This is a genomic window from Bradyrhizobium sp. CIR48 (assembly GCF_014198315.1).
GTDB lineage: Bacteria > Pseudomonadota > Alphaproteobacteria > Rhizobiales > Xanthobacteraceae > Bradyrhizobium.
The window spans coordinates 85494-107088 of record NZ_JACIHG010000014.1 but is presented as its reverse complement, the minus strand read 5'-3'; the positions used below and the strand labels follow the sequence as shown (position 1 = coordinate 107088).

Here is a 21595-nt window from a genome sequence, read left to right as displayed (position 1 = left end):
TGCCCACCCTACGGCGCCGATTCCTTGGCTGGCCCCACCTTCCGCTGACACAGCGACGCGACCGCCCCCAGCGCCAGCAGCGCCGCCGATACGTTGAGCGCGTAGCTCAAGCTCCCCAGCGCGTCCGTGATGGCGCCGACCACGATCGGCCCCAGCGTTTGCCCGACGCCGAACGAAATCGTCATCGCCGCGATCGCGGTCGGCCACATCGCCGGCGGATAGTTGAAGCGCACGAAGGCGGTGGTCGAGCCGACCACGGCGAAGAAGGCGACGCCGAACACCACGGCGGAGACCGCGAGCCATGCCGGCGAATGCCCGAGCATCGGCAGGGCCGCACCGAGTGCATTGGTGCCGAGGATGATGGCGGTCGCCAATCCGCCGCGGTCGAGCGCCAGCACGCCGCGCCAGGCCCAGGGTGTGACGAAGGCGGACAGGCCGATCAGGCCCCAGAACGCCGCTTGCGCTGCGGCCCCGCCGCCGCCGTCGCGTACATAGGCGATCATGAAGGTCATGTAGGCGATGTAGCCCGCGCCGAACAGGAAATAGCCCGCGAGGTAGATCAGCACGGGACGAATCGCGAAGGCGGCGTGGCTGCCTTCGGAGAAACGGGCGCCGCTCTCGATGCGGATCAGGAACAGCGGCACGGTCATCGCGGCCGAGAGCAGTGTCAGCGCCCACCACACCATCCACCACGAGCCCGGCCCGAAATATTGCAGCGTGAACGGCGCGATCAGCCCCGAGGACAGAATGCCGATGCCGGGCCCGGCATAGAACAGGCTGAGCAGGAAATTGGCCCGCTCCGGGCGCGACTGGGCGATGGTCGCAGCGAGCGCGCCGCCGGCGACGAAGCCCGCCGCGGCCCCGAGACCGAGTACGAGGCGCGCCAGGCTCAGCGCGACGAAATTCCCCGTCAGCGCGCAAATGGCGAGCGCGGCGACGCAGGCCACAGTTCCGCCGCGGATCGCGGCTGCCCAGCCGACGCGCTGGATCAGGCGCGACGCCACCAGCGCGCCGACGAGATAGCCGACGGCGTTGATGGTGTTCATGAATCCGGCCGCCGAGTAGGACCAGCCGAGGGCCTCCCGCATGTCGGGCAGCACCAGCGCATAGGCAAAGCGGCCGATGCCGAGCCCGACCGTCGCCGCCAGCGACAGGGTCAGGATCAGCCGCGCGGGATGCGCGTAGGGCGGGACACGGCGGTCTTTAGTAAAGCAGTCTTGGGCGTGCAAGGGGTTCTCCGGCCCACCCAGTGTGGCAGGCCCCGTCCGCCTTGCACAGCCGCACCCCGGCAATGGTGTCTTGCCAAGCGCGCAACGCCGCTCTAGCACTCCGGCCGAAATCGATCTCAGAGGAAACGACCATGGCGACCCACAAATTGCTGCTGCTTCCCGGCGACGGTATCGGCCCCGAGGTGATGGGCGAGGTGAAGCGGCTGATCGACTGGCTCAATTCGGCCGGGATCGCCAAGTTCGAGACGGACACCGGCCTCGTCGGCGGCTCCGCCTATGACGCGCACAAGGTGTCGATCTCCGAGGGCGACATGGCCAAGGCGCTTGCCGCCGATGCCATCATCTTCGGCGCGGTCGGCGGTCCGAAGTGGGACGCGGTGCCCTACGAGGTGCGCCCGGAAGCCGGCCTCTTGCGCCTGCGCAAGGATCTGGCCTTGTTCGCCAACCTCCGTCCCGCGGTGTGCTACCCGGCGCTGGCCGATGCATCGAGCCTGAAGCGTGAGGCCGTCGAAGGCCTCGACATCGTCATCGTGCGCGAGCTCACCGGCGGCGTCTATTTCGGCGAGCCCAAGACCATCACCGACCTCGGCAATGGCCAGAAGCGCGCCGTCGATACCCAGGTCTACGACACCTATGAGATCGAGCGCATCGGCCGCGTCGCCTTCGAGCTTGCCAGGAAGCGCAAGAACAAAGTGACGTCGATGGAAAAGCGCAACGTCATGAAATCGGGCGTGCTCTGGAACGAGGTCATGACCCAGGTCCACAAGCGCGAATACCCTGATGTCACGCTCGAGCACCAGCTCGCCGATTCCGGCGGCATGATGCTGGTGAAATGGCCGAAGCAGTTCGACGTCATCGTCACCGACAATCTGTTCGGCGACATGCTGTCCGACATCGCGGCGATGCTGACGGGATCGCTCGGCATGCTGCCCTCGGCCTCGCTCGGCGAGGTCGACGTCAAGACCAAGAAGCGCAAGGCGCTGTACGAGCCCGTGCACGGCTCGGCGCCTGATATCGCAGGCCAGGGCCTCGCCAATCCCATCGCGATGATCTCGTCGTTCGGCATGGCGCTGCGCTATTCCTTCGACATGGGCGCGCTCGCCGACAAGGTCGACGCCGCGATCGCCGCGGTGCTCGCCAGCGGCCTGCGCACCGCCGACATCAAGTCGGAAGGCACCACGGCCGCCTCGACCACGCAGATGGGCGAAGCGATCCTGAAGGAACTGCAGAAGCTGCACGCGTAACGGCAGGCACCGCTCTCGTAGGGTGGGCAAAGCGAAGCGTGCCCACGTTCTGAGTGCGATTAGAAAGAGATGGTGGGCACGGCGCGTTGCGCCTTTGCCCACCCTACGGCACCTGCTCTCGGAGCTGATTCATGGATGCTTCACCCCGCCCCAAGATCGCGGAAACCATCATCCATGACACGGTGCGCCAGCGCGAGGCGCAGATCGGCCGCCGCTGCGAGGTCCTTTCCAACACCCGCATCGAATATGCCTCGCTCGGCGACTACTCCTATCTCGGCGAGAACTGCGAGGTCGCCGACGCCGCCATCGGAAAGTTCACGGCCATCGCCAATTCGGTGCGGATCGGTGCGCCCAATCATCCGATGGGTCGGCCGTCGCAGCATCGCTTCACCTATTGCCCTGAATATTACGAGGCGGGCGTGACGCGCGACCGCGACTTCTTCGCGGACCGCCGCGGCGACCGGGTCATCGTCGGCAATGATGTCTGGATCGGGCACGCCGCCATCCTGCTGCCCGGCGTGAACGTTGGTGACGGCGCGGTGATCGCTGCGGGCGCGGTGGTCAGCCGCGATGTCGAGCCCTACACGATCGTCGGCGGCGTTCCCGCGCGTCCGATCCGCAAGCGCTTTCCTGATTCCGTTGCGGACAGCCTGCGCCGCATCGCCTGGTGGGATTGGCCGGATGAGCTCATCTTCGAGCGCCTCGCCGATTTTCGCTCCGAAGTGATCGAGGAGTTTTGCAGGCGCTATGATCCGGCTGCGAACGCGTGAGGCGCACGCATCTCACCCAAGCAACAGGAATCGTAGGGTGGGCAAAGCGAAGCGTGCCCACGCATTTTTCGTGACCGAGAGAGATCGTGGGCACGGCGCAAGGGCGCCTTTGCCCACCCTACGGCACCTCGCAAAAACAAAAATGGCCGGGCGCGAGCCCGGCCATTTTGATTCGGTCGATAACTCCGCTCAGTACAGCGGGAAATTCTGCGGGTAGCCGCCGACGTCCTGCGGCGGCGAAAGCGGCTGGCGGTCGATCGGGCGGTTGAGATTCTCGCGGGCGAAGGACGGATAGCCGACCGCCGGCGGGAAGGCGTAATCGGAGAACTTGCGGTCGCCCGGATTGACCTCGGTGCCGCCGTCGAGCCAGGAGCGCTTGCTGACATAGATACGGGTGCGGCCCTGCTGGTAGACGGCGTTGGGTCCGCTCGGGCCGTAATAGTGCCGGCCACGCTCGTCATAGCGCTTGGTCTTGGTGTCGGCCGAGGCCGGCGTCGCCACAATGGCAGAGGACATGGCAATCACGGCGCCCGCTGCAAGCAAGGTCGCCAATTTGGCAGAGAATTTCGAGCTCATCACGTCCCCTTCAGGCGGCAGGCCGCCAGTCGATTTCACCCCCATACTAGCCCGGCCGGGGTGAGTGCAACTAGGTCTATTGGGTCACACCAGCTCGGAATAATCGTGCGCGCTGGCAAAAGTTGCATCAATACCAGCCACTTGGGCTTGATGCCGATCAAAGCGCCCCGCGCAATTGCGCGTTGGCGGCGCCCAGCAGCCAGTCCGGCGAGCCCGCGAGGTCGCAACCGCGGCGCTTCAGCTCGGCATGGGCAAACAATTCCGCCAGCTTCGGCTCGTTGCCGGAGGTCAGCAGCGTCAGCCGGTTCAGCGTGCAGGCGATCGCCGCACGCCGGGCAGGCATTGTGTCGCCCTGGCAGGAGAAGCCGGAGATCTGCAAGGCCGGCTCCTCGTTGCGCTTGAGGTAGCCGAGACAGGCCGGCGTCCCCTTGTCCGTGCCGATCGGCCGGAACAGCGCGACGGGGCCGAATTTCGTCTCGATCAGGCCGGCTTGCTCGAGCGCGGTGGCCGCTCCGAGGCTCATCTGGACGGCGAGGTCCATCGCGACAGGACGGGTCACATCGAATTCGCCACCTTCCCGATAGATTTCGAGCTCGGCCAGCGGCTGGTCCGCCGCGCCTGCCCAGCGCATCACGTCTTTGCGGCCGCCTTCGGGATGCCGAAGGATGGTGTAAGAGGCTGTTTTCTCTGATGAATCGATCCGGCTCAGGGCGAAGGCCGGGTGCGAGCGATCGGCCGTGCTCCAGCCCGGCTTGTCGGCGGGGTCATCGCCGCGCAGCTCGGGCAGCTGGCCGAGCGCCGCGAGGCCGAGGATGGCAAACAGCGCGAGGGCCCCCACATAGGCGACCAGATGCGCCAGCGTGCCGACGACCTCGTCGGCGATAGCCAAGAGCGTCAGCTGGATCTGGGTAGGGCTAACGGCCGTGCTGGCCTCAGGCGACTGCATCCACGTCCCTAAGGCATGGTCCAACGTTGTCTTGAGGCCGGTTCTCGCATAGAAGCGCTGCTCTTCCCGTTTAAGCGTCAGCTTCGGGAACGGGCTTTTTCATCGGAGAGTGAACGATGGGTTACAAAGTCGCAGTCGTCGGCGCGACCGGCAATGTCGGACGGGAAATGCTCAACATTCTCGACGAGCGCAAATTCCCCGCGGACGAGGTCGTGGCGCTGGCGTCACGCCGCAGCGTCGGCGTCGAGGTCTCCTATGGCGACCGCACCCTGAAGTGCAAGGCGCTCGAGCATTACGACTTCTCCGACGTCGACATCTGCCTGATGTCGGCCGGCGGCGAGGTGTCGAAGGAATGGTCGCCGAAGATCGGCGCCGCCGGCGCGGTCGTGATCGACAACTCGTCGGCCTGGCGCATGGATCCGGACGTGCCGCTGATCGTGCCGGAGGTGAACGCAGGCGCGACCGAAGGCTTCAAGAAGAAGAACATCATCGCCAACCCGAACTGCTCGACCGCGCAGCTCGTGGTCGCGCTCAAGCCCTTGCACGAGAAGGCGACCATCAAGCGCGTCGTGGTCTCGACCTATCAATCGGTGTCGGGCGCCGGCAAGGACGGGATGGACGAGCTGTTCTCGCAGACCAAGGCCGTCTACACCAATGACGAGCTGGTCGCGAAGAAATTCCCCAAGCGCATCGCCTTCAACGTCATCCCCCACATCGACGTCTTCATGGAGGACGGCTACACCAAGGAAGAGTGGAAGATGATGGCGGAGACCAAGAAGATTCTTGATCCCAAGATCAAGCTCTCCGCCACCTGCGTGCGCGTGCCGGTGTTCGTCGGCCACTCCGAGGCCGTCAACATCGAGTTTGAGAATCCGATCAGTGCGGATGAAGCGCGCGACATCCTGCGCAAGGCGCCCGGCTGCCTCGTCATCGACAAGCAGGAGCCCGGCGGCTACGCGACGCCTTACGAAGCGGCCGGCGAGGACGCGACTTACATCAGCCGCATCCGCGAGGACGCGACGGTGGAGAACGGCCTCGTGCTGTGGTGCGTGTCCGACAACCTCCGCAAGGGCGCCGCGCTCAACGCCATCCAGATCGCGGAAGTGCTGATCAACCGCAAGCTGATCAGCGCGAAGAAGCAGGCGGCGTAAGGCACGTCACCGCTGCCGTAGGGTGGGCAAAGGCGCAAAGCGCCGTGCCCACCATTCTTTCCGATTGTGACAGGTGGTGGGCACGCTTCGCTTTGCCCACCCTACGAGAGCGGTGGCCTACGCCACGCCCCGCGCGTTCCTGAATTCCTTCGCAACCTTGTCCAGCACGAACAGCGATCCCTCCGCGACGCCGAAATAGGCGCCGTGGGTCTGCATCTGGCCGCTGTCGACTGCCTTCTGCACGAATGGGAACGTCATCAGGTTTTCCAGGCTGCGGAACACCGCGGCCTTCTCGATGCGCTCGACGAATTGCGCCATGCTCTCATGGTCGCGCTGCTCGACCACTTCACCCGGCTTGATGAACATCTGCATCCATTTGCCGATGAAGTCGCCGGGCGTGAGCGGCTCGATCTTGTCGACGAAGGCGCGGATGCCGCCGCATTGCGCGTGGCCGAGCACCACGATGTGCTTCACCTTCAGCACCGTCACCGCATATTCCAGCGCGGCCGAGACGCCATGCGCGTTGCCGTCGGGCTGATACACGGGCACCAGATTGGCGATGTTGCGGACCACGAACAATTCGCCCGGGCCGACGTCGAAGATCACTTCCGGCGAGACGCGGCTGTCGCAGCAGCCGATCACCATCACTTCCGGCGATTGCCCCTTCACCGAGAGGTCGCGGTAGCGGGTCTGCTCGGTCGGCAGCCGCTGGGTGGCGAAGGCCTTGTAGCCTTCCAGCAAATGCTCTGGGAATGTCATCATACCTATGCCTAATCATAGACCGCAGGGGCGAACAAGCCTTTCGAATAGGCAGGCCAGGTGCTATCGGCTTCGATCAAGAGCCCGCTTGAGGAAACCGGAAGGAACGCTCGCATGACCCGCCCGCGCCGCAGCCATCTGTTCATGCCCGGCTCCAACCCCCGTGCGCTGGAAAAGGCGCGCAATCTCGCCGCCGACGGCCTGATCCTGGATCTGGAAGATTCCGTCGCGCCGGATGCCAAAGCGGTGGCCCGTGATGGGATCGCCGCCGCGATCGCAGCCAAGGGCTTTGGCAAGCGCGAGATCCTGATCCGGACCAACGGTCTCGACACGCCCTGGTGGGCCGACGATCTCGCCATGGCCGCCAAGGCCTCGCCCGACGGCATCCTGGTTCCAAAAGTTTCAAGTGTCGAAGATCTCGATACGATCGGCCTCCGTCTTACCGAGCTTGGCGCGGCGCCGACGGTGAAGGTCTGGGCCATGATCGAGACCGCGCGCGCCGTGCTGCACGCGGAGGAGCTGGCCGAGGCCGGGCGCGATCAATCGCGGCGCCTCTCCGGCTTTGTGTTCGGCCCGAACGACATCTCACGCGAAACGCGCATCAGGATGCTGCCCGGCCGCGCCGCGATGATCCCGATGATCACGCACTGCATCCTTGCGACGCGCGCCCACGGCCTCGAGATCCTCGACGGCCCCTACAGCGACATCGCCAATTCCGATGGATTCGCCACCGAATGCGCGCAGGGCCGCGATCTCGGCTTCGACGGCAAGACGCTGATCCATCCCTCGCAGATCGATGCCTGCAACGCGATCTTCACGCCGCCCGAGGAGGAGGTCGCGCGCGCGCGAAAAATCATCGCGGCGTTCGAGCTGCCGGAGAACGTCTCGCGCGGCGCGATCCGGTTGGATGGTGCGATGGTGGAGCGGCTGCACGCCGACATGGCACAGCGCACGATCGCAATCGCGGATGCTATTGCCGCGATGAGCAAGGGCTGAAGCGTCAACTCGAATAAGCGATACCCGCTTTTCCGCGACAAACCGCCATCTTCTGTTCGCCAAGAGCAGAGGACGGCGCGGCCAATTCCTCGCAATACATCCGATCGATGTTGCGCTGCATGAGCCTATAACAATCGCATGCGACCTTCTCGAGCCGCGCCCGATCGATCTCTACAAACCCGCGCCCGTCGGACGGGACCGCGCCGGCCTCGCGTAGCTTGCTCATCGTCAGGGTTACTGTCGTCCGTCGCACCCCAAGCAGTTGCGCAAGCGCCTCCTGCGTCACCGGAAGCCGGTCATCGGGCACGCGGTCGTGAAGCTGCAGGAGCCACCGCGCCATGCGGCCATCCACCCGGTGCAGCGCGTTGCAAGCGGCTACGTGCTGGAGCTGCAATAACACCGCGCGGGCGTGGACCTGCACGACGTTCCTGATGGCTGTGCTTTGCGCAAAGGCGGCGCGAAATTTGGCGGCGGAAATCAGCGATGCTGTGCCGGCTATGCGAGTAACCGCGGTCACGGATGAAAGCGACGGGCCGAGCACGGAGAACGAGGCCAAAGCGCCTTCCCGTCCCATCAAGGTGGTTGCGACCGTTTGCCCGTCCGGCATATCGAGCATGAAGGCGATTGCGCCGCTATGGGGAAAATAAACCGGGTCGAGCTCATCGCCCGACCGCACCAGGACGGCATCAGGTTCGAACGAGACCTTCTGGAAGTAGGGCGTGAGCAAGCCGAGATCCGCCGGCGGCAACGCCGCCAGCAGCCGATTCCCGATGCCCGCGCGGTGGACGGTCACGATGCTTTCTTGTGAACGAGCACCCAATGAACGACGGGATGGATCTACTTCATTTGCCATGATTATCCGAAATACGAATTGCCCGAAGCGAAACTATCCAAACAGAGCCATTCGTCGAGATCAAGCACGGATAATTGCGGTGGCCTTGCCGGCATCCTCCTCGCGCAAACGGAATCTTGCATACATCATACTATTCGCGATCTTTTGCCGCTCGGCGAGGTGCACCACGTGCTGATCGACCAGTGCTGGTTGCGGCAGCGCGCGAGTTTAACCTTGACCCGGCGCGGATCTCTGGGGAGACCTGCCATACCCCGCTATCAGCGGCACAGCAGACATCCTTGCGCCGATCCAAGGTAGGGATTGATGAGTGTGCGGCGAGCGAATCTTCTGCGCCGCTCACCGCGGCGCGACATCGGCGCGATAGAGCGATTCCAGCGTCGCGGCGTTGCCGCAGTAGCCGTGATAGTTCTCCGCGGCAGTGCCGTCGGCCAGATCGCGGTCGCATTGTCCCTTGTTATTGCAGAGCGAGCAGACCCGCTCCATGTCGCGGAGCAGCAGCGGCTGCGCGCGGCCTAGCCCTTCGGCGCTGATGCCGAGTTGCTGCAGCATCATTGGCAGCTCGTCGGCAGAATGCTTGCCGTGGCGGACCAGTTCCTCGAGATCGTCAGGCGCGATCCGCAGATCGCTCGCGATCCGGTCGAAATCGGCGCGATCGAGCTGCCGCATCTCGTTCATCTCGCGGCGATGCTTCAGCCAGCTCGCAAAGGAGTCGATGAGGTCCTGGACGATGGGATATGGCCTGCTTGCGGTGCTCATGGAAAGCTCCCTTCGGACAGCGGAATTGGAGCGAATTAAGCACAATGATGCAGAAGCGCGTTGCGCTGGATCAAACTGGATTCGAGCGGGGAAAATTGCTCTCGTGTCCCGGACGCGGCGCAGCGCTTCTTCAGCGGTGCGTTGCAGAGCCGGGGCCCACAGGTAGCTGGGTCCCGGCTCTGCGGGGCAGCGTTGCACGCTGCACCGCGTCCGGGACACGCGAGAGAGCTACGAAAACCGCTCCGCCGCCCAGGCGTACAGGCTGCCCGGAATCGGCTTTTCGCCGCCGCGCCCCTTGGGCGAGATGTGGAGGCCGATGATCTCGGGGTTGGTGACGAGGCCGAGATAGCTCGAGGGATCGAAGAACAGTTTTGGTTCCGCATGCACGGCATAGAACGATTGCTTCGGCAGCGCGTTTTGCAACTCACCGGTGCGGCGCGCGAGCGCGGTGAGTGCCGCGGGGCCGAAGATCGCGACGCGGATATCGGAGAGGCGGCTTGAGCCGCCGCGCAGGCGGCGCATCATGAACGTGATACGATGGCGGACCGACAGCCAGTTCGGCGTCAGCTCCTCCTGCTCCATCAGCTCCTCGAAGGCGGCAACGATGCCGTGCCCGGGCGGCAGGTAGATCACGGAATTGCCGAGCTGGCGTGGCCGCTCCCAGGCGAAGTAAGGTTTTGCCGGATCGATCTCGACCGGCTTCAAGAGCAGCACATCGGCGTCGAGCCAGAGGCCGAGATTCTTCGCCATCAGCTTCATGCGGAAGAAATCGCTGAACTGCAGCGTGGTCCAGTCGCGCCAGCTTCCATCGGGTTGCGGTGGCCGCAAGCGTTCCGAGAACGCGTGCGGCAGGATCGCTTCGGCGTCCGCGTTGGCGACGCCGGCGGGCAGGCCGGGAATGGTGTCGAAGCTGTAGACCGTGACCTTGTGGCCGGCCGCCAGCTGCGAGCGCAGACAGGTCTGGCGCAGGGTGTCCATCGGGCCGTGCCAGAAGGTGACGATGTCGGGCAGCATGCGCGGAAGCTATAATATTCAGGACAAAGAAAAAGCCCCGGCGCTGACAGCACCGGGGCTCGAATGAAATCCTACGATCAGGCCCAGGCGCGTTCGCGCTTGAGCTTGTCCTCATAGGTGTCGATCGAGGACTTCTTCTCCATCGTCAGGCCGATGTCGTCGAGGCCGTTGATCAGGCAGTGCTTGCGGAACGGATCGATCTCGAACTTGACCTTGCCGCCGTCGGGGCCGCGGATCTCCTGGTTCGGCAGGTCGATCGTCAGCGTCGCGTTGGCGCCGCGCTCGGCATCGTCGAACAGCTTGTCGAGGTCCTCCTGGCTGACGCGGATCGGCAGAATGCCGTTCTTGAAGCAGTTGTTGTAGAAGATGTCGCCGAACGAGGTCGAGATCACGCAGCGGATGCCGAAGTCGAGCAGCGCCCAGGGCGCATGCTCGCGGCTCGATCCGCAGCCGAAATTGTCGCCGGCGACCAGCACCTTGGCATTGCGATAGGCGGACTGGTTGAGGACGAAGTCCGGATTCTCGCTGCCGTCATCCTTGTAGCGCTGCTCGGAGAAGAGTCCCTTGCCAAGGCCGGTGCGCTTGATGGTCTTGAGGTACTGCTTCGGAATGATCATGTCGGTGTCGACATTGATGATCTTCAGCGGCGCCGCGACGCCTTCCAGCGTGGTGAACTTGTCCATTGTTGCGCTTTCTGGTTCAGGGAGCCGCTATTTATCGCGATTAGAGCGGGAATCCTAGGCCGATTTGGGCAGATCTGCCTTACCTCGCCCGCTTGCGGAGTTTGAGGCTGGACTGGCACGGCGTCGGGATTTCACCTCTCCCGCTTGCGGGGGAGGTCGACGCGCGAAGCGCGGCGGGTGGGGGCTCTCGCCTCTAGGGGACTGTCCCGCTGCGGAGAGACCCTCTCCCCAACCCTCTCAGCGCGAGGGAAGCTCGTCGCGGCCCGCAAGCGGGGGAGGGGGCTCATCTCACGCCGGCGCTTCCTACTCCGCCTTAGCCTCAATCGCCGCCATATCGTCGTCCGACAGGCCAAAATGGTGGCCGATCTCGTGGATCAGGACGTGGCGGACGATATGGCCAAGGCTCTCGTCGTGCTCGGCCCAGTAATCCAGGATCGGCCGGCGGTAGAGCCAGACCATGTTGGGCAGCCGCGCTACATCGCCAAGGCTCTGCTGCGGCAGGCCGACGCCCTGGAACAGGCCGAGCAGGTCGAACTCGCTCTCGCATTCCATCTCGTCCAGGACCTCCTCGGTCGGGAAGTCGTCGACGCGGAGGATCACGCCCTCGCACAGGCTACGAAATTCCGCCGGCAGGCGCTCGAAGATCTCGTGTGCCGTCGCTTCCATCTCGGCCAGCGAGGGCGCTTTCAATTCCGTCCACATGGGGTTGTTCTAAAGCGTTTTCGAGCGAAGTGGATACCGGTTCGCGTGAAGAAAACGCGTCAAAGTAAGAATCTGGAGCCGGTTTCAATTCCATTGAAACGGGCTCCAGCGCGGGTTTCCCGCTGATGCATCCCGCTTTATAAAGCGCGGCGAGGTTGACGGGCGCCGCCAAAACGGGGAGCGTGGGCCTCGAACAGGACGTTTCAGGTGGGCGGAAAAATGCGAGCGAAAACAGCGCTGACGCTACTGTGCATGGGGTTGTTTTCGCCGTTTTGCGTTGGCGCCGAGGCGCAGACCGCCGGCTCCGAGATTCGCCTCGCCCAGGCAGCCCCGCCTGATGCCCCGCCGCCACGCAAGCGACCGCCGCGTTTGCGAGTCACGCCCTATTACAGCCCTGACGGCGTCTATCCGCGCTACAATCCGGGTCCCAATGCGGTCCGCGAATGCAACGCGACCTATGTGCAGGAATTCCGGCCCAGCGGCACGGTGATCGTGCCGCGCATGAGCTGCTACTGGCGCCCCGGCTGATGCCCCAAGGGATCGTCATGGCGAGATGGTTTGCATTGGCCGTCGCCATCGCGCTTGCCGTCGGCCTGCCCGGCGCGTCCGCGGCGCCAAGGACGACGGTGCCGGAGGCCTCGGCCGGGATCGCGGTTTTCGATGTGCGGCGACCCGCGCGGACCCAACATATTGCGCGGCCCGTCGTGCGCCATGATCCCCGCTATTACGCGCGGCCGGTCCACTACCGTCCTTATCCCTACGGCGTGCCCGCGCCCTTCGTGTTCGGCTACGGGCCGTTCTGGTGACGTCCTAGCCGGCGGGCGCAAATCCCTTGACCAGTAACACGGTCGCCTGCGCGCCCGCCTTGCGGTCGCGCGAAATCTCCTCGTAGTCGGGTGAGTTCGAGAAGGCGAGGAAGGCGGCCTCGTCCGGAAACGACATCATGACCAGCTTGTCGTGCGGCCACGCCCCTTCGAGCACGCGCGGTCGCTCATCGGCAGCGAGCAGGCGCCCATTGTACTTCTTGAACACATCGAAGAATCGCGCCTGATAGCGATCGTAGGCTGCGCGGTCGGTCATCTTCAATTGTGCAATCGCGTAGACGGTCATCTCAAGACTTCCTTCCCGTAGCGGCACAGCGCCGCAGCGAGGCGCCCGCCTCGTTCATTCATGGCGCGTTCACATCGCTGTTAGCAATTTAACCCCGCGAGCGACTGCAATTGAACAGGGATGACGCGGGCCGGGAACGAGCAACGCTGCTCCGCTGTCCAGATTCAGGGAGAAGTCCATGCTGAGGAGTTTGGGTCTCCGGGCAGGCCCGATGCGCCTACTCGGGATTGCGGCTGCGGCGACGCTGATGCTGTCGGCCGGGAGCGCGCATCGTGCTGAAGCGCTCACCTTGATCAATCCGGCGACGTCACCTGCGACGAAAGCTGCGGCCGACGACCTCGTCACGCAGGTCCGGCACGGCGGCGGTGGGCATGGTGGTGGCGGACATTTTCACGGCGGCGGTGGCTTCCGCGGTAGCGGCGGACATTTCGGCGGCTTCCGCGGCGGCGGCTTTCATGGCGGCGGGTTCCGCGCCGGGCCGGCCTTCCACGGCGGCGGCATTCGCTACGGCGGATTCCGTCATTATGGCGGCTATCACCGCCACTGGGGCTATCGTCCCCATTTCGGCCATCGCCACTTCCACCGGCGCTATTATGTCGGCGGCTACTATCCCTACTACCACTATCCGCGCCGCTGCCGGGTCATCTGGACCTATTACGGCCCGCGCCGCATCTGCCGCTGGCATCGCTGGCACCATCCGTATCGGTATTGGTGATGTGAGTTGCTAGTTCCGCACGCGTCATGGCCGGGCTTGTCCCGGCCATCCACGTTCTTTGGCTCGAGCAAAGTTCGTGGATGCCCGGGACAAGCCCGGGCATGACGAATGCTGTTACAGCCAATCCTTCAGCTTCCACGACGAAGCTTTCCACCGCATCAGATTATCGAGCTTCCACTGCTTGAACATCGCGGGCGGCCAGCGGCTGAGCTTCGAGGTCTCCTCGACCTCGGGCTTGGCGACGATGTGCAAGCGCGGCGCGCGCCGGCGGTGCTGGCGCGTGGCCTCGCTGATCAGGTCGACATATTCGGGCTTGTTGGCCATGGCGCGCGTCCTCGCGAAAACCTCGCGAGGACGAGAGTGTCAGGCGATCGTTTAACGGCTGTTTGCCGCGATCGCTACAATTGCAGGCAGTGGCTTAGCGCCAGTCCCTGACGTCGACGAAGTGACCCGCGATCGCCGCCGCTGCCGCCATCGCCGGCGACACCAGATGGGTGCGGCCCTTGAAGCCCTGGCGGCCCTCGAAATTGCGGTTCGAGGTCGAGGCGCAACGCTCTTCCGGAGCCAGCTTGTCCGGGTTCATCGCGAGGCACATCGAGCAGCCCGGCTCGCGCCATTCGAAGCCGGCCTTGATGAAGATCTTGTCGAGACCCTCGGCTTCCGCCTGCTCCTTGACGATGCCGGAGCCCGGCACGACCATGGCGTTGACATGCGCCGAAACGGTCTTGCCTTCGGCGATCTTCGCAGCAGCGCGCAGATCTTCGATGCGGCCGTTGGTGCAGGAGCCGATGAAGATGCGGTCGACCTTGATGTCGGTGATCTTCGTACCCGCGGTCAGGCCCATGTACTTGAGCGCACGATGCTTGGAGAGGCGCTTGGCCTCGTCCGCAATCTGGTCGGGATCGGGCACGATGCCGGTCACCGAGATGACATCTTCAGGGCTGGTGCCCCAGGTCACGATCGGCGGCAGCTTGGCCGCATCGAGGCGCAGTTCGTTGTCGAAATGCGCGCCCTCGTCGGAGCGCAGTTTTTCCCAGTAGCGCATCGCCGCGTCCCAGTCGGCGCCCTTCGGGGCTTTGGGGCGGCCGCGCAGGAAGTCGAACGCCTTCTGGTCGGGTGCAACGAGGCCGGCGCGCGCGCCGCCTTCGATCGACATGTTGCAGACCGTCATGCGGCCTTCCATGCTGAGCGCGCTGATGGCGTCGCCGGCGTATTCCAGCACGTAGCCGGTGCCGCCCGCGGTGCCGATCTCGCCGATGATGGCGAGGATGATGTCCTTGCCCGTCACGCCGTCAGGCAATTTGCCGTCGACGGTGACGCGCATGTTCTTGGCCTTCTTCTGGATCAGCGTCTGCGTCGCCAGAACGTGCTCGACCTCGCTCGTGCCGATGCCGTGCGCGAGCGCGCCGAACGCGCCATGCGTCGAGGTGTGGCTGTCACCGCAGACGATGGTGGTGCCGGGCAGGGTAAAACCCTGCTCGGGGCCGATGACGTGGACGACGCCCTGGCGCTTGTCGAACTCGTTGTAATATTCGATGCCGAATTCCTTGGCGTTCTCGGCCAGCGCCTTGATCTGCTCGATGCTTTCAGGATCGGGATTCGGCTTGGTGCGATCGGTGGTCGGCACGTTGTGGTCGACGACGGCGAGCGTCTTTTCCGGCGCGTGAACCTTGCGCCCCGTCGCGCGCAGGCCTTCGAACGCCTGCGGCGAGGTCACCTCGTGCACCAGGTGGCGGTCGATATAGAGCAGGCAGGTGCCGTCCTCGGCTTCGTGCACCAGATGGTCGTTCCAGATCTTGTCGTACAATGTGGTCGGCTTGGACATGAGCTTGAGCTCCGAAAGAATGCTGTGTCAGCGGATAGGCGCGCGCGGCGCGCCGGCAACAAAATCGTCAGCGCAGCTTTTAGGCTGCGCGCGTAAGCTCTGACGTTGCCGAGGTCGCGAAGCGTCCGAAGAACCGGCCAGGCAGCCGCGAGCGATCGTCGATGACGATGCGCTTGACGGGGGCGAGGCTAGTCGGATCTGGAAACATTCCAAGAATATATAGCAGGCCGAATTGGAAGCGCGAGTGGTTTGACGCGCACGGCTGACGCAACAAAAAAGCGCGGAGCCGAGCTCCGCGCTTTCGAAAACTTGCCTGGTGGGGCGGAGCTTACTCGCCGACCGCGGTCTGGCGATCCTGCTTCTCGACGATGCGGGCCGACTTGCCGCGAAGGTTGCGGAGGTAATAGAGCTTGGCGCGACGCACCTTGCCGCGACGCACCACCTTGATCGAGTCGATCATCGGCGACATCACCGGGAACACGCGCTCCACGCCCTCGCCGTAGGAGATCTTGCGGACGGTGAAGCTCTCGTTGAGGCCACCGCCGGAACGGCCGATGCAGACGCCTTCATAGGCCTGCACGCGGGTACGGTCGCCTTCGACCACCTTCACGTTGACGATCACGGTGTCGCCGGGACCGAATTCCGGGATGTCCTTGCCGGCGGACAGCTTGTCGAATTGCTCTTGCTCGAGCTGCTTGATCAGGTTCATGGGTAAATCTCCATCGGCGCGCCCAGCCCTGGAAACGGGGGGCTGCGCAAAATTCGTCTATCCAGCCATTGCGGATTTGGCCGCTCCTATAAGGCAAGCCGGAGCGTTTGTCACCCGTCTGTCTTGTTTTTTGGCGTTTTTTGGCGACCGGCCCGATTCGCCGGCTTGGGTGGGATCTGGGCCCATAAATCGGGCCGCCGGGCCGCCGTCAGGGCCTCGGATTGCGCCCGCCGCCAGCTGGCCACCTTGGCATGGTCGCCGGAGGTCAGGATCTCCGGGATCGGGGCCCCCTCGAACAGCTGCGGACGGGTGTATTGGGGGTACTCTAAAAGGCCATCGGAGAAGCTTTCTTCAGTTCCCGAGGCCTCCTTGCCCATCACGCCCGGCAGCAGCCGGACGCAGGCATCGATCAGGGCTAAAGCTGCGATTTCGCCCCCGGACAGCACGTAATCCCCGATCGAGACCTCCTCCAGGCCCCGCCCGTCGATCACCCGCTGGTCGATCCCCTCGAACCGCCCGCAGACGATCAGGGGGCCGGTGCCCCCGGCGAGTTCGGCAACCCGGGCCTGGGTCAATGGCCGACCGCGCGGGCTCATCAGCAGGCGCGGCCGCTCGGGGGCGATCTCGGCGGCATCGATGGCTGCCGCCAGAACATCCGCCCGCAGCACCATGCCCGGCCCGCCACCGGCCGGGGTGTCGTCGACGCTGCGATGGCGGTCGGTGGCGGACGCCCTGATGTCCCGCGCCTCAATCTCCCAGAGCCCCGAGGCCAGCGCCCGGCCGGCAAGGCTCACGCCGAGCGGCCCCGGAAACATCTCCGGAAACAGCGTCAGCACCGTCGCGCGCCAGGGTGAGGGGTTTGCCATCGCAATCAGCTTAGCCAAAAACCACGGCCCGTGGTTATGGGTCCCCGCGTTCGCGGGGACCCGCCGAGGGAGCGTCGTCGCCCTCGATCTCCTGCGGCAGCGCGATCACGACGCGGCCGCCTTCGAGATCGACCTCCGGCACCACTGCATTCGTGAACGGCAGCAGCATCGTCGTGCCTTTTGGGGGCGCGATTTCGATGATGTCGCCGGCGCCGAAATTGTGGATCGCGAGCACGCGGCCGAGCGCGTCGCCCTCCGTGGTGACGGCGGCGAGCCCGATCAGATCGGCGTGGTAATATTCGTCCGCATCGGTCGCGGGCAGTTTTTCGCGCGCGACGTAGAGCTCGATGCCGTTGAGGCGCTCGGCCTCATCGCGGGTCGTGACGCCCTTGAACGTCGCGACCAGATGATCCTTGGCCTCGCGCGCCGTTGCGACCTCGAACTGGCGCTTGCCGTCCTTGGACACAAGCGGACCGTAGCGCCTGACGGCAAAGGGATCCTCGGTGAAGGTCCACAATTTGACCGCACCGCGCACACCATGCGCGGCGCCGATCCGCGCGACGCAGACCAGCGCCGACATGATCTAGCCTTAGCCCTTCGCGGCGGCTTCCGCCTGCGCCTTGCGCTCCTTGCGCGGCACGGCCTTCTCGGGGTTGTTGCGCGCTTCGCGCTTCTTGACGCCGGCAGCGTCGAGGAAACGCGCCACGCGATCGGACGGCTGCGCGCCCTTGGCGAGCCAGGCCTTCACCTTGTCCATGTCGAGCTTCAGACGGGTCTCGTTGTCCTTCGGCAGCAGCGGGTTGAAATAGCCGAGACGCTCGATGAAGCGACCATCGCGCGGGAAGCGCGAGTCGGCGACGACGACGTGATAGACGGGACGCTTCTTGGTGCCTGCGCGAGCGAGGCGGATAACGACGGACATTCAGTTCTCCTTCAAAGTACGGTTTGTTCGGTTGATTGGTATTCCGCGTTGCGCGGGACGCTTATCGATCCCGTGCGACGAATTCCTCATTTCTTCTTGCCGGGAAAACCGCCGAGGCCCGGCAGCATCGGCTTGCCGCTGAGGCCCGTGAGGCCCGGCACATTCGGCAGGCCCTGCCGCAAGCCGGCCGGCAGATCCTTCGGCAAATTGGGCAAGCCCTGTCCGCCGCCGCTCTGCATCTTTTCCTGCAGCGCCTTCATCTCTTCCGGCGAGGGCGGCTTCATGCCGCCGCCAAAGCCCATGGCCTGCGCGATGCCGGCGAGCGGGCCGCGCTTGCCCGAGCCCATCGCCTTCATCACGTCGGCCATGTTCCGGTGCATCTTGAGCAGCTTGTTGACCTGCTCGACGCTCTGGCCGGACCCTGCAGCGATACGCTTCTTGCGGCTGGCCTTGAGCAAATCGGGATGACGGCGCTCGTCGCGCGTCATGGAATCGATCACCGCGACCTGGCGCTTCAGGATCTTGTCGTCGATCCCCGCGGCCGCGATCTGGTTCTTCATCTTGGCGATACCGGGCATCATGCCCATCAGGCCGCTGATGCCGCCCATGTTGGCCATCTGCAGCAGTTGCTCGCGCATGTCGTTGAGGTCGAACTGACCCTTGCGCATGCGCTCGGCGGTGCGCGCGGCCTTCTCGGCGTCGATATTGGCGGCGGCGCGCTCGACCAGCGACACCACGTCGCCCATGCCGAGGATGCGGCCGGCGATACGGTCGGGATGGAAGTCTTCCAGCGCGTCGGTCTTTTCACCGGTGCCGATCAGCTTGATCGGCTTGCCGGTGACCGCGCGCATCGACAGCGCAGCACCGCCGCGGCCGTCGCCGTCGACACGGGTCAGCACGATGCCGGTGAGGCCGACGCGCTGATCGAACGCGCGCGCGAGATTTACGGCGTCCTGACCGGTGAGGCTGTCGGCGACCAGCAGCACTTCGTGCGGATTGGCCGCGGCTTTGATCGCGGCTGCTTCCGCCATCATATCTTCGTCGAGCGTGGTGCGGCCGGCGGTGTCGAGCAGCACGATGTCGTAGCCGCCGAGCTTGCCGGCTTCCAGCGCGCGCTTGGCAATCTGCGGCGGCTGCTGTCCCGCCACGATCGGCAGGGTCGGAATGTCGAGGTCGCGGCCGAGCACGGCCAGCTGCTCCATCGCCGCCGGACGATAGACGTCGAGCGAGGCCATCAGCACCTTGCGCTTGTCGCGCTGGACCAGGCGGCGGGCGAGCTTTGCGGTGGTGGTCGTCTTACCCGAGCCCTGCAGACCGACCATCATGATCGGCACCGGCGGCACGGAGTTGACGTCGATGGTCTGGCTTTCGGCGCCGAGCGTGTTGATCAGCTCGTCATGGACGATCTTGACCACCATCTGGCCGGGGGTGACCGACTTGACGACGGTGGCGCCGATCGCCTGCTCGCGCACGCGCTCGGTGAAGCTGCGCACCACTTCCAGCGCGACGTCGGCCTCCAGCAGCGCGCGGCGCACCTCGCGCATCGCGGCATCGACGTCCTTTTCGGTCAGCGCACCGCGCCCCGTCAGACGATCGAGAATTCCGCCAAGCCGTTCCGACAGATTGTCGAACAATGCCGTTGTCCTGTTGCTGTCCTCCTGACGGGAGGAGCGCTCCGTTATTCACTGCTGTCATGCCCCGGCTTGACCGGGGCATCCAGTACGCCGCGGCACCTCGGTTCCAGCCGAGCCGCCTCTGGGATACTGGATCGCCCGATCAAGTCGGGCGATGACCACCTCCTTGGGCAAGCGATCTTCCAAACACCTTTACGCCCGAGGGCGCACAGCGCTGTCGGGCGTTGACCTCTGGCCTTGAGGACCAGTCGGCGGGTCGAAAAGAAAGCCTTTCCGAGAAAGTGGCGGGGTTAAACGCCGCTCCCGCCCAAAAGTCAAGGAAAGTTGGGGGGCCGGAATGTCTCTATCAAGGTAACGTACTGAAAATATGTCGCTTTCGACTGCCGGTTCCTTTTCCTTTTGCCCCGCCCATATAGAAGGTGATGACTTACCTCCGCCACCATTTCCTGAAGCCCGCTGTGCCGATCACCCGCCGCCGCCTGTTCGGACTGCTTGCCGGGGCCGGCGCCCTGGTCGGTGTCCCGTCCCTCTGGATGTCCCGCATGAAAACCTATGACGGTCCCGCCTCCGACCATTTCGACGGTCTGAACTTCTTCGATCCGGACGGCGCGCCGCCGAAATCGCTTCGGGAGGTGCTGCGCTGGCAGCTCGGCGGCAAGCGGCAGCGCGCCACCTGGCCCGACTGGGCGCCCAGCCCCCATGCCGACACGCCGCCAGCCCGCGTCGACGGCGACAAGGTGCGGCTCTCCTTCGTCGGGCATGCCAGCTGGCTGATCCAGACCGGCGGCCTCAACATCCTGGTCGACCCCGTCTGGTCGACGCGGGTCTCGCCGGTCGCCTGGGCCGGGCCGAAGCGGCACAACGATCCCGGCATCGCCTTCGAGAAGCTGCCGAAGATCGACGTCGTGCTGGTCTCGCACGGCCATTACGATCATCTCGACATCGCGACGCTGTCGCGGCTCACCAAGAATTTTGCCCCGCGCGTGGTCACCCCTCTCGGCAACGACGTGACGATGCGCAGCTGGGATTCCACGATCAAGGTGGAAGCCTTCGACTGGCACGACCGCGTCGAGCTCGGCGGGGGCATCGCCGTGCATTTGGTGCCGACCCGGCATTGGACGGCGCGCGGCATGTTCGATCGCAACAAGGCGCTATGGGCGAGTTTTGTGCTGGAGACGCCTGGGGGGAAAATCTACGTCGTCTGCGATTCCGGCTATGGCGATGGCCGGCATTTCCGCCGCGTCGCCGAGAAGCACGGCAAGCTGCGTCTGGCGATCCTCCCCATCGGCGCCTACGAGCCGCGCTGGTTCATGCGCGACCAGCATATGAATCCGGAGGACGCGGTGAAGGCGCTACGCGATTGCGGCGCCGAGGCCGCGCTCGGGCATCATCACGGTACGTTCCAGCTCACGGATGAGGCGATCGACGCGCCGGCCAAGGCGCTGGTCGAGGCGCTGGATGCTGCGAAGCTTCCGCAGGAGCGCTTCGTGGCGATGCAGCCGGGGCAGGTGGTGGAGATTTAGGTCGTGTACCCATAAACCCGGCGGCGTGATGCGACGACAGCAATGTCCGCTTTGCTCCTATAGCGACAATTGCGTATGGCTCTGCCGCGGTTGAACCAGAAAGCCCATGACGCAACAAAACGCCATGGATTTCTTTTGGTCGGAAGACCTTGATTGATCGATGGATGGAGCCGGCCTGTGGGATTTTTGCTGAGAATTGTGCTCGCAACCGCTCTTGTGAACCTTGCTCCAGCCGTCGCCCGGGCGAAGAACGCCGTCGCTTCTCCTGCCTTGCAGAAGGAATTCGATGGCTTCATCGAGAAGTTTCGCGCGGCGCTGAAGGCAAACGATTCCGTCGCCGTCGCCGGTATGACACGACTGCCGTTCATGAACGACAACGCAATTCGCGACGCCGCGCAATTTGGCGCCAAGACCTATCGGACCTCGTTCACGGCGAAAAATCGCGCGTGTATCCAGCGCGGCAAGGCCGTCTACGATCGCGACGATTATAAGAACGACAGTTACTTCGTCTTCTGCGGCGAGCTCATCTTCGTCTTTACCAAGACGCCGGCGGGTTTCCTTTTTACTGATATCAGCGTGAATGATTGATCAGGCAACAATGCTATCCACTGC

At 64.6% G+C, this 21595-nt stretch carries 26 protein-coding genes; 9 read left to right on the top strand and 17 right to left on the bottom strand.

Features of this window, described 5'->3' with window-relative positions; all coding sequences use genetic code 11:
* Positions 1-8: 8 nt before the first annotated feature.
* Positions 9-1229 (bottom strand): YbfB/YjiJ family MFS transporter, encoded by a 1221-nt coding sequence (locus GGD66_RS34770; protein WP_183261173.1) that lies wholly within the window; start codon positions 1227-1229, stop codon positions 9-11.
* 131 nt (positions 1230-1360) lie between these two features.
* Between GGD66_RS34770 and leuB the strand changes: the two genes are divergently transcribed.
* Both leuB and GGD66_RS34760 read left to right on the top strand, forming a co-directional pair.
* Entirely contained in the window at positions 1361-2473 is a 1113-nt protein-coding gene (gene leuB / locus GGD66_RS34765; protein ID WP_018318921.1) for a 3-isopropylmalate dehydrogenase, read from the top strand.
* A gap of 131 nt (positions 2474-2604) precedes the next feature.
* Entirely contained in the window at positions 2605-3243 is a 639-nt protein-coding gene (locus GGD66_RS34760; protein WP_183261171.1) for a DapH/DapD/GlmU-related protein, read from the top strand.
* A gap of 189 nt (positions 3244-3432) precedes the next feature.
* Here the strand turns inward: GGD66_RS34760 and GGD66_RS34755 are convergent, their stop codons facing one another.
* Complete coding sequence (locus GGD66_RS34755; protein WP_177237395.1) at positions 3433-3819, bottom strand: hypothetical protein; 387 nt, start codon at positions 3817-3819, stop codon at positions 3433-3435.
* Between the two features lie 157 nt (positions 3820-3976).
* Positions 3977-4765 carry a hypothetical protein gene (locus tag GGD66_RS34750; protein ID WP_183261170.1) on the bottom strand — a complete coding sequence of 263 codons (789 nt, stop codon included), beginning with the start codon at positions 4763-4765 and terminating at the stop codon, positions 3977-3979.
* Between the two features lie 116 nt (positions 4766-4881).
* Here GGD66_RS34750 and GGD66_RS34745 point away from each other — a divergent pair, with 116 nt between their 5' ends.
* Positions 4882-5916 (top strand): aspartate-semialdehyde dehydrogenase, encoded by a 1035-nt coding sequence (locus GGD66_RS34745; RefSeq protein ID WP_183261167.1) that lies wholly within the window; start codon positions 4882-4884, stop codon positions 5914-5916.
* Positions 5917-6033: 117 nt separating this feature from the next.
* Here the strand turns inward: GGD66_RS34745 and GGD66_RS34740 are convergent, their stop codons facing one another.
* Positions 6034-6678 (bottom strand): carbonic anhydrase, encoded by a 645-nt coding sequence (locus GGD66_RS34740; protein ID WP_183261165.1) that lies wholly within the window; start codon positions 6676-6678, stop codon positions 6034-6036.
* Positions 6679-6789: 111 nt separating this feature from the next.
* On the opposite strand from GGD66_RS34740, the gene GGD66_RS34735 reads away from it, so the two are divergent.
* Complete coding sequence (locus tag GGD66_RS34735) at positions 6790-7671, top strand: CoA ester lyase (protein WP_183261163.1); 882 nt, start codon at positions 6790-6792, stop codon at positions 7669-7671.
* 4 nt (positions 7672-7675) lie between these two features.
* Here GGD66_RS34735 and GGD66_RS34730 read toward each other — a convergent pair whose 3' ends face one another.
* From GGD66_RS34730 to GGD66_RS34710, 5 genes are all read right to left on the bottom strand, one after another.
* The gene (locus GGD66_RS34730; RefSeq protein WP_246789143.1) at positions 7676-8524 is read right to left on the bottom strand and encodes a Crp/Fnr family transcriptional regulator; all 849 of its coding nucleotides are present in this window, start codon (positions 8522-8524) and stop codon (positions 7676-7678) included.
* A 336-nt stretch (positions 8525-8860) separates the two neighbouring features.
* The gene (locus tag GGD66_RS34725; protein WP_183261161.1) at positions 8861-9280 is read right to left on the bottom strand and encodes a hypothetical protein; all 420 of its coding nucleotides are present in this window, start codon (positions 9278-9280) and stop codon (positions 8861-8863) included.
* Between the two features lie 228 nt (positions 9281-9508).
* Positions 9509-10294, bottom strand: a complete 786-nt coding sequence (locus tag GGD66_RS34720) for a hypothetical protein (RefSeq protein WP_183261160.1) — start codon at positions 10292-10294, stop codon at positions 9509-9511.
* A 77-nt stretch (positions 10295-10371) separates the two neighbouring features.
* Positions 10372-10977, bottom strand: coding sequence for a 3-isopropylmalate dehydratase small subunit (gene leuD / locus GGD66_RS34715; protein WP_092261454.1), 606 nt, complete (start codon positions 10975-10977; stop codon positions 10372-10374).
* A 303-nt stretch (positions 10978-11280) separates the two neighbouring features.
* Positions 11281-11679 carry a metallopeptidase family protein gene (locus GGD66_RS34710; protein WP_018318911.1) on the bottom strand — a complete coding sequence of 133 codons (399 nt, stop codon included), beginning with the start codon at positions 11677-11679 and terminating at the stop codon, positions 11281-11283.
* Positions 11680-11931: 252 nt separating this feature from the next.
* On the opposite strand from GGD66_RS34710, the gene GGD66_RS34705 reads away from it, so the two are divergent.
* Both GGD66_RS34705 and GGD66_RS34700 read left to right on the top strand, forming a co-directional pair.
* Positions 11932-12207 carry a hypothetical protein gene (locus GGD66_RS34705; protein WP_177237400.1) on the top strand — a complete coding sequence of 92 codons (276 nt, stop codon included), beginning with the start codon at positions 11932-11934 and terminating at the stop codon, positions 12205-12207.
* Between the two features lie 17 nt (positions 12208-12224).
* Complete coding sequence (locus GGD66_RS34700; RefSeq protein ID WP_177237394.1) at positions 12225-12485, top strand: hypothetical protein; 261 nt, start codon at positions 12225-12227, stop codon at positions 12483-12485.
* Between the two features lie 4 nt (positions 12486-12489).
* Here the strand turns inward: GGD66_RS34700 and GGD66_RS34695 are convergent, their stop codons facing one another.
* Positions 12490-12789: a DUF1330 domain-containing protein gene (locus GGD66_RS34695; protein WP_018318908.1), complete on the bottom strand. Its 300-nt coding sequence runs from the start codon at positions 12787-12789 to the stop codon at positions 12490-12492.
* Between the two features lie 178 nt (positions 12790-12967).
* On the opposite strand from GGD66_RS34695, the gene GGD66_RS34690 reads away from it, so the two are divergent.
* Positions 12968-13504 carry a hypothetical protein gene (locus GGD66_RS34690; protein WP_183261157.1) on the top strand — a complete coding sequence of 179 codons (537 nt, stop codon included), beginning with the start codon at positions 12968-12970 and terminating at the stop codon, positions 13502-13504.
* Between the two features lie 114 nt (positions 13505-13618).
* Here the strand turns inward: GGD66_RS34690 and GGD66_RS34685 are convergent, their stop codons facing one another.
* From GGD66_RS34685 to ffh, 7 genes are all read right to left on the bottom strand, one after another.
* Positions 13619-13828, bottom strand: a complete 210-nt coding sequence (locus GGD66_RS34685) for a hypothetical protein (protein ID WP_018318906.1) — start codon at positions 13826-13828, stop codon at positions 13619-13621.
* A 94-nt stretch (positions 13829-13922) separates the two neighbouring features.
* Entirely contained in the window at positions 13923-15329 is a 1407-nt protein-coding gene (gene leuC / locus GGD66_RS34680) for a 3-isopropylmalate dehydratase large subunit (RefSeq protein ID WP_092261448.1), read from the bottom strand.
* Positions 15330-15657: 328 nt separating this feature from the next.
* Complete coding sequence (gene rplS / locus GGD66_RS34675) at positions 15658-16038, bottom strand: 50S ribosomal protein L19 (RefSeq protein ID WP_018318903.1); 381 nt, start codon at positions 16036-16038, stop codon at positions 15658-15660.
* Between the two features lie 110 nt (positions 16039-16148).
* Positions 16149-16904, bottom strand: coding sequence for a tRNA (guanosine(37)-N1)-methyltransferase TrmD (gene trmD / locus GGD66_RS34670; RefSeq protein ID WP_183261265.1), 756 nt, complete (start codon positions 16902-16904; stop codon positions 16149-16151).
* Positions 16905-16938: 34 nt separating this feature from the next.
* A complete protein-coding gene (gene rimM, locus GGD66_RS34665; RefSeq protein ID WP_183261155.1) occupies positions 16939-17484 on the bottom strand; it encodes a ribosome maturation factor RimM in 546 nt (181 codons plus the stop codon).
* Between the two features lie 9 nt (positions 17485-17493).
* Positions 17494-17826 (bottom strand): 30S ribosomal protein S16, encoded by a 333-nt coding sequence (gene rpsP / locus GGD66_RS34660; protein ID WP_008133080.1) that lies wholly within the window; start codon positions 17824-17826, stop codon positions 17494-17496.
* Between the two features lie 86 nt (positions 17827-17912).
* Positions 17913-19460 carry a signal recognition particle protein gene (gene ffh / locus GGD66_RS34655; protein WP_152102107.1) on the bottom strand — a complete coding sequence of 516 codons (1548 nt, stop codon included), beginning with the start codon at positions 19458-19460 and terminating at the stop codon, positions 17913-17915.
* 458 nt (positions 19461-19918) lie between these two features.
* Here ffh and GGD66_RS34650 point away from each other — a divergent pair, with 458 nt between their 5' ends.
* Positions 19919-20983, top strand: coding sequence for an MBL fold metallo-hydrolase (locus tag GGD66_RS34650; protein WP_018318899.1), 1065 nt, complete (start codon positions 19919-19921; stop codon positions 20981-20983).
* A gap of 177 nt (positions 20984-21160) precedes the next feature.
* Positions 21161-21571, top strand: a complete 411-nt coding sequence (locus GGD66_RS34645) for a hypothetical protein (RefSeq protein WP_312014217.1) — start codon at positions 21161-21163, stop codon at positions 21569-21571.
* Positions 21572-21595 lie beyond the last annotated feature (24 nt).

What these genes read in the sequence shown, in the direction of transcription:
- leuB (WP_018318921.1), top strand. Translation starts at nt 1,361, where the DNA reads ATGGCGACCCACAAATTGCTGCTGCTTCCCGGCGACGGTATCGGCCCC.
- GGD66_RS34760 (WP_183261171.1), top strand. Translation starts at nt 2,605, where the DNA reads ATGGATGCTTCACCCCGCCCCAAGATCGCGGAAACCATCATCCATGAC.
- GGD66_RS34755 (WP_177237395.1), bottom strand. Translation starts at nt 3,819, where the DNA reads ATGAGCTCGAAATTCTCTGCCAAATTGGCGACCTTGCTTGCAGCGGGC.
- GGD66_RS34750 (WP_183261170.1), bottom strand. Translation starts at nt 4,765, where the DNA reads ATGCAGTCGCCTGAGGCCAGCACGGCCGTTAGCCCTACCCAGATCCAG.
- GGD66_RS34745 (WP_183261167.1), top strand. Translation starts at nt 4,882, where the DNA reads ATGGGTTACAAAGTCGCAGTCGTCGGCGCGACCGGCAATGTCGGACGG.
- GGD66_RS34740 (WP_183261165.1), bottom strand. Translation starts at nt 6,678, where the DNA reads ATGATGACATTCCCAGAGCATTTGCTGGAAGGCTACAAGGCCTTCGCC.
- GGD66_RS34735 (WP_183261163.1), top strand. Translation starts at nt 6,790, where the DNA reads ATGACCCGCCCGCGCCGCAGCCATCTGTTCATGCCCGGCTCCAACCCC.
- GGD66_RS34730 (WP_246789143.1), bottom strand. Translation starts at nt 8,524, where the DNA reads ATGGCAAATGAAGTAGATCCATCCCGTCGTTCATTGGGTGCTCGTTCA.
- GGD66_RS34725 (WP_183261161.1), bottom strand. Translation starts at nt 9,280, where the DNA reads ATGAGCACCGCAAGCAGGCCATATCCCATCGTCCAGGACCTCATCGAC.
- GGD66_RS34720 (WP_183261160.1), bottom strand. Translation starts at nt 10,294, where the DNA reads ATGCTGCCCGACATCGTCACCTTCTGGCACGGCCCGATGGACACCCTG.
- leuD (WP_092261454.1), bottom strand. Translation starts at nt 10,977, where the DNA reads ATGGACAAGTTCACCACGCTGGAAGGCGTCGCGGCGCCGCTGAAGATC.
- GGD66_RS34710 (WP_018318911.1), bottom strand. Translation starts at nt 11,679, where the DNA reads ATGTGGACGGAATTGAAAGCGCCCTCGCTGGCCGAGATGGAAGCGACG.
- GGD66_RS34705 (WP_177237400.1), top strand. Translation starts at nt 11,932, where the DNA reads ATGGGGTTGTTTTCGCCGTTTTGCGTTGGCGCCGAGGCGCAGACCGCC.
- GGD66_RS34700 (WP_177237394.1), top strand. Translation starts at nt 12,225, where the DNA reads ATGGCGAGATGGTTTGCATTGGCCGTCGCCATCGCGCTTGCCGTCGGC.
- GGD66_RS34695 (WP_018318908.1), bottom strand. Translation starts at nt 12,789, where the DNA reads ATGACCGTCTACGCGATTGCACAATTGAAGATGACCGACCGCGCAGCC.
- GGD66_RS34690 (WP_183261157.1), top strand. Translation starts at nt 12,968, where the DNA reads ATGCTGAGGAGTTTGGGTCTCCGGGCAGGCCCGATGCGCCTACTCGGG.
- GGD66_RS34685 (WP_018318906.1), bottom strand. Translation starts at nt 13,828, where the DNA reads ATGGCCAACAAGCCCGAATATGTCGACCTGATCAGCGAGGCCACGCGC.
- leuC (WP_092261448.1), bottom strand. Translation starts at nt 15,329, where the DNA reads ATGTCCAAGCCGACCACATTGTACGACAAGATCTGGAACGACCATCTG.
- rplS (WP_018318903.1), bottom strand. Translation starts at nt 16,038, where the DNA reads ATGAACCTGATCAAGCAGCTCGAGCAAGAGCAATTCGACAAGCTGTCC.
- trmD (WP_183261265.1), bottom strand. Translation starts at nt 16,904, where the DNA reads ATGGCAAACCCCTCACCCTGGCGCGCGACGGTGCTGACGCTGTTTCCG.
- rimM (WP_183261155.1), bottom strand. Translation starts at nt 17,484, where the DNA reads ATGTCGGCGCTGGTCTGCGTCGCGCGGATCGGCGCCGCGCATGGTGTG.
- rpsP (WP_008133080.1), bottom strand. Translation starts at nt 17,826, where the DNA reads ATGTCCGTCGTTATCCGCCTCGCTCGCGCAGGCACCAAGAAGCGTCCC.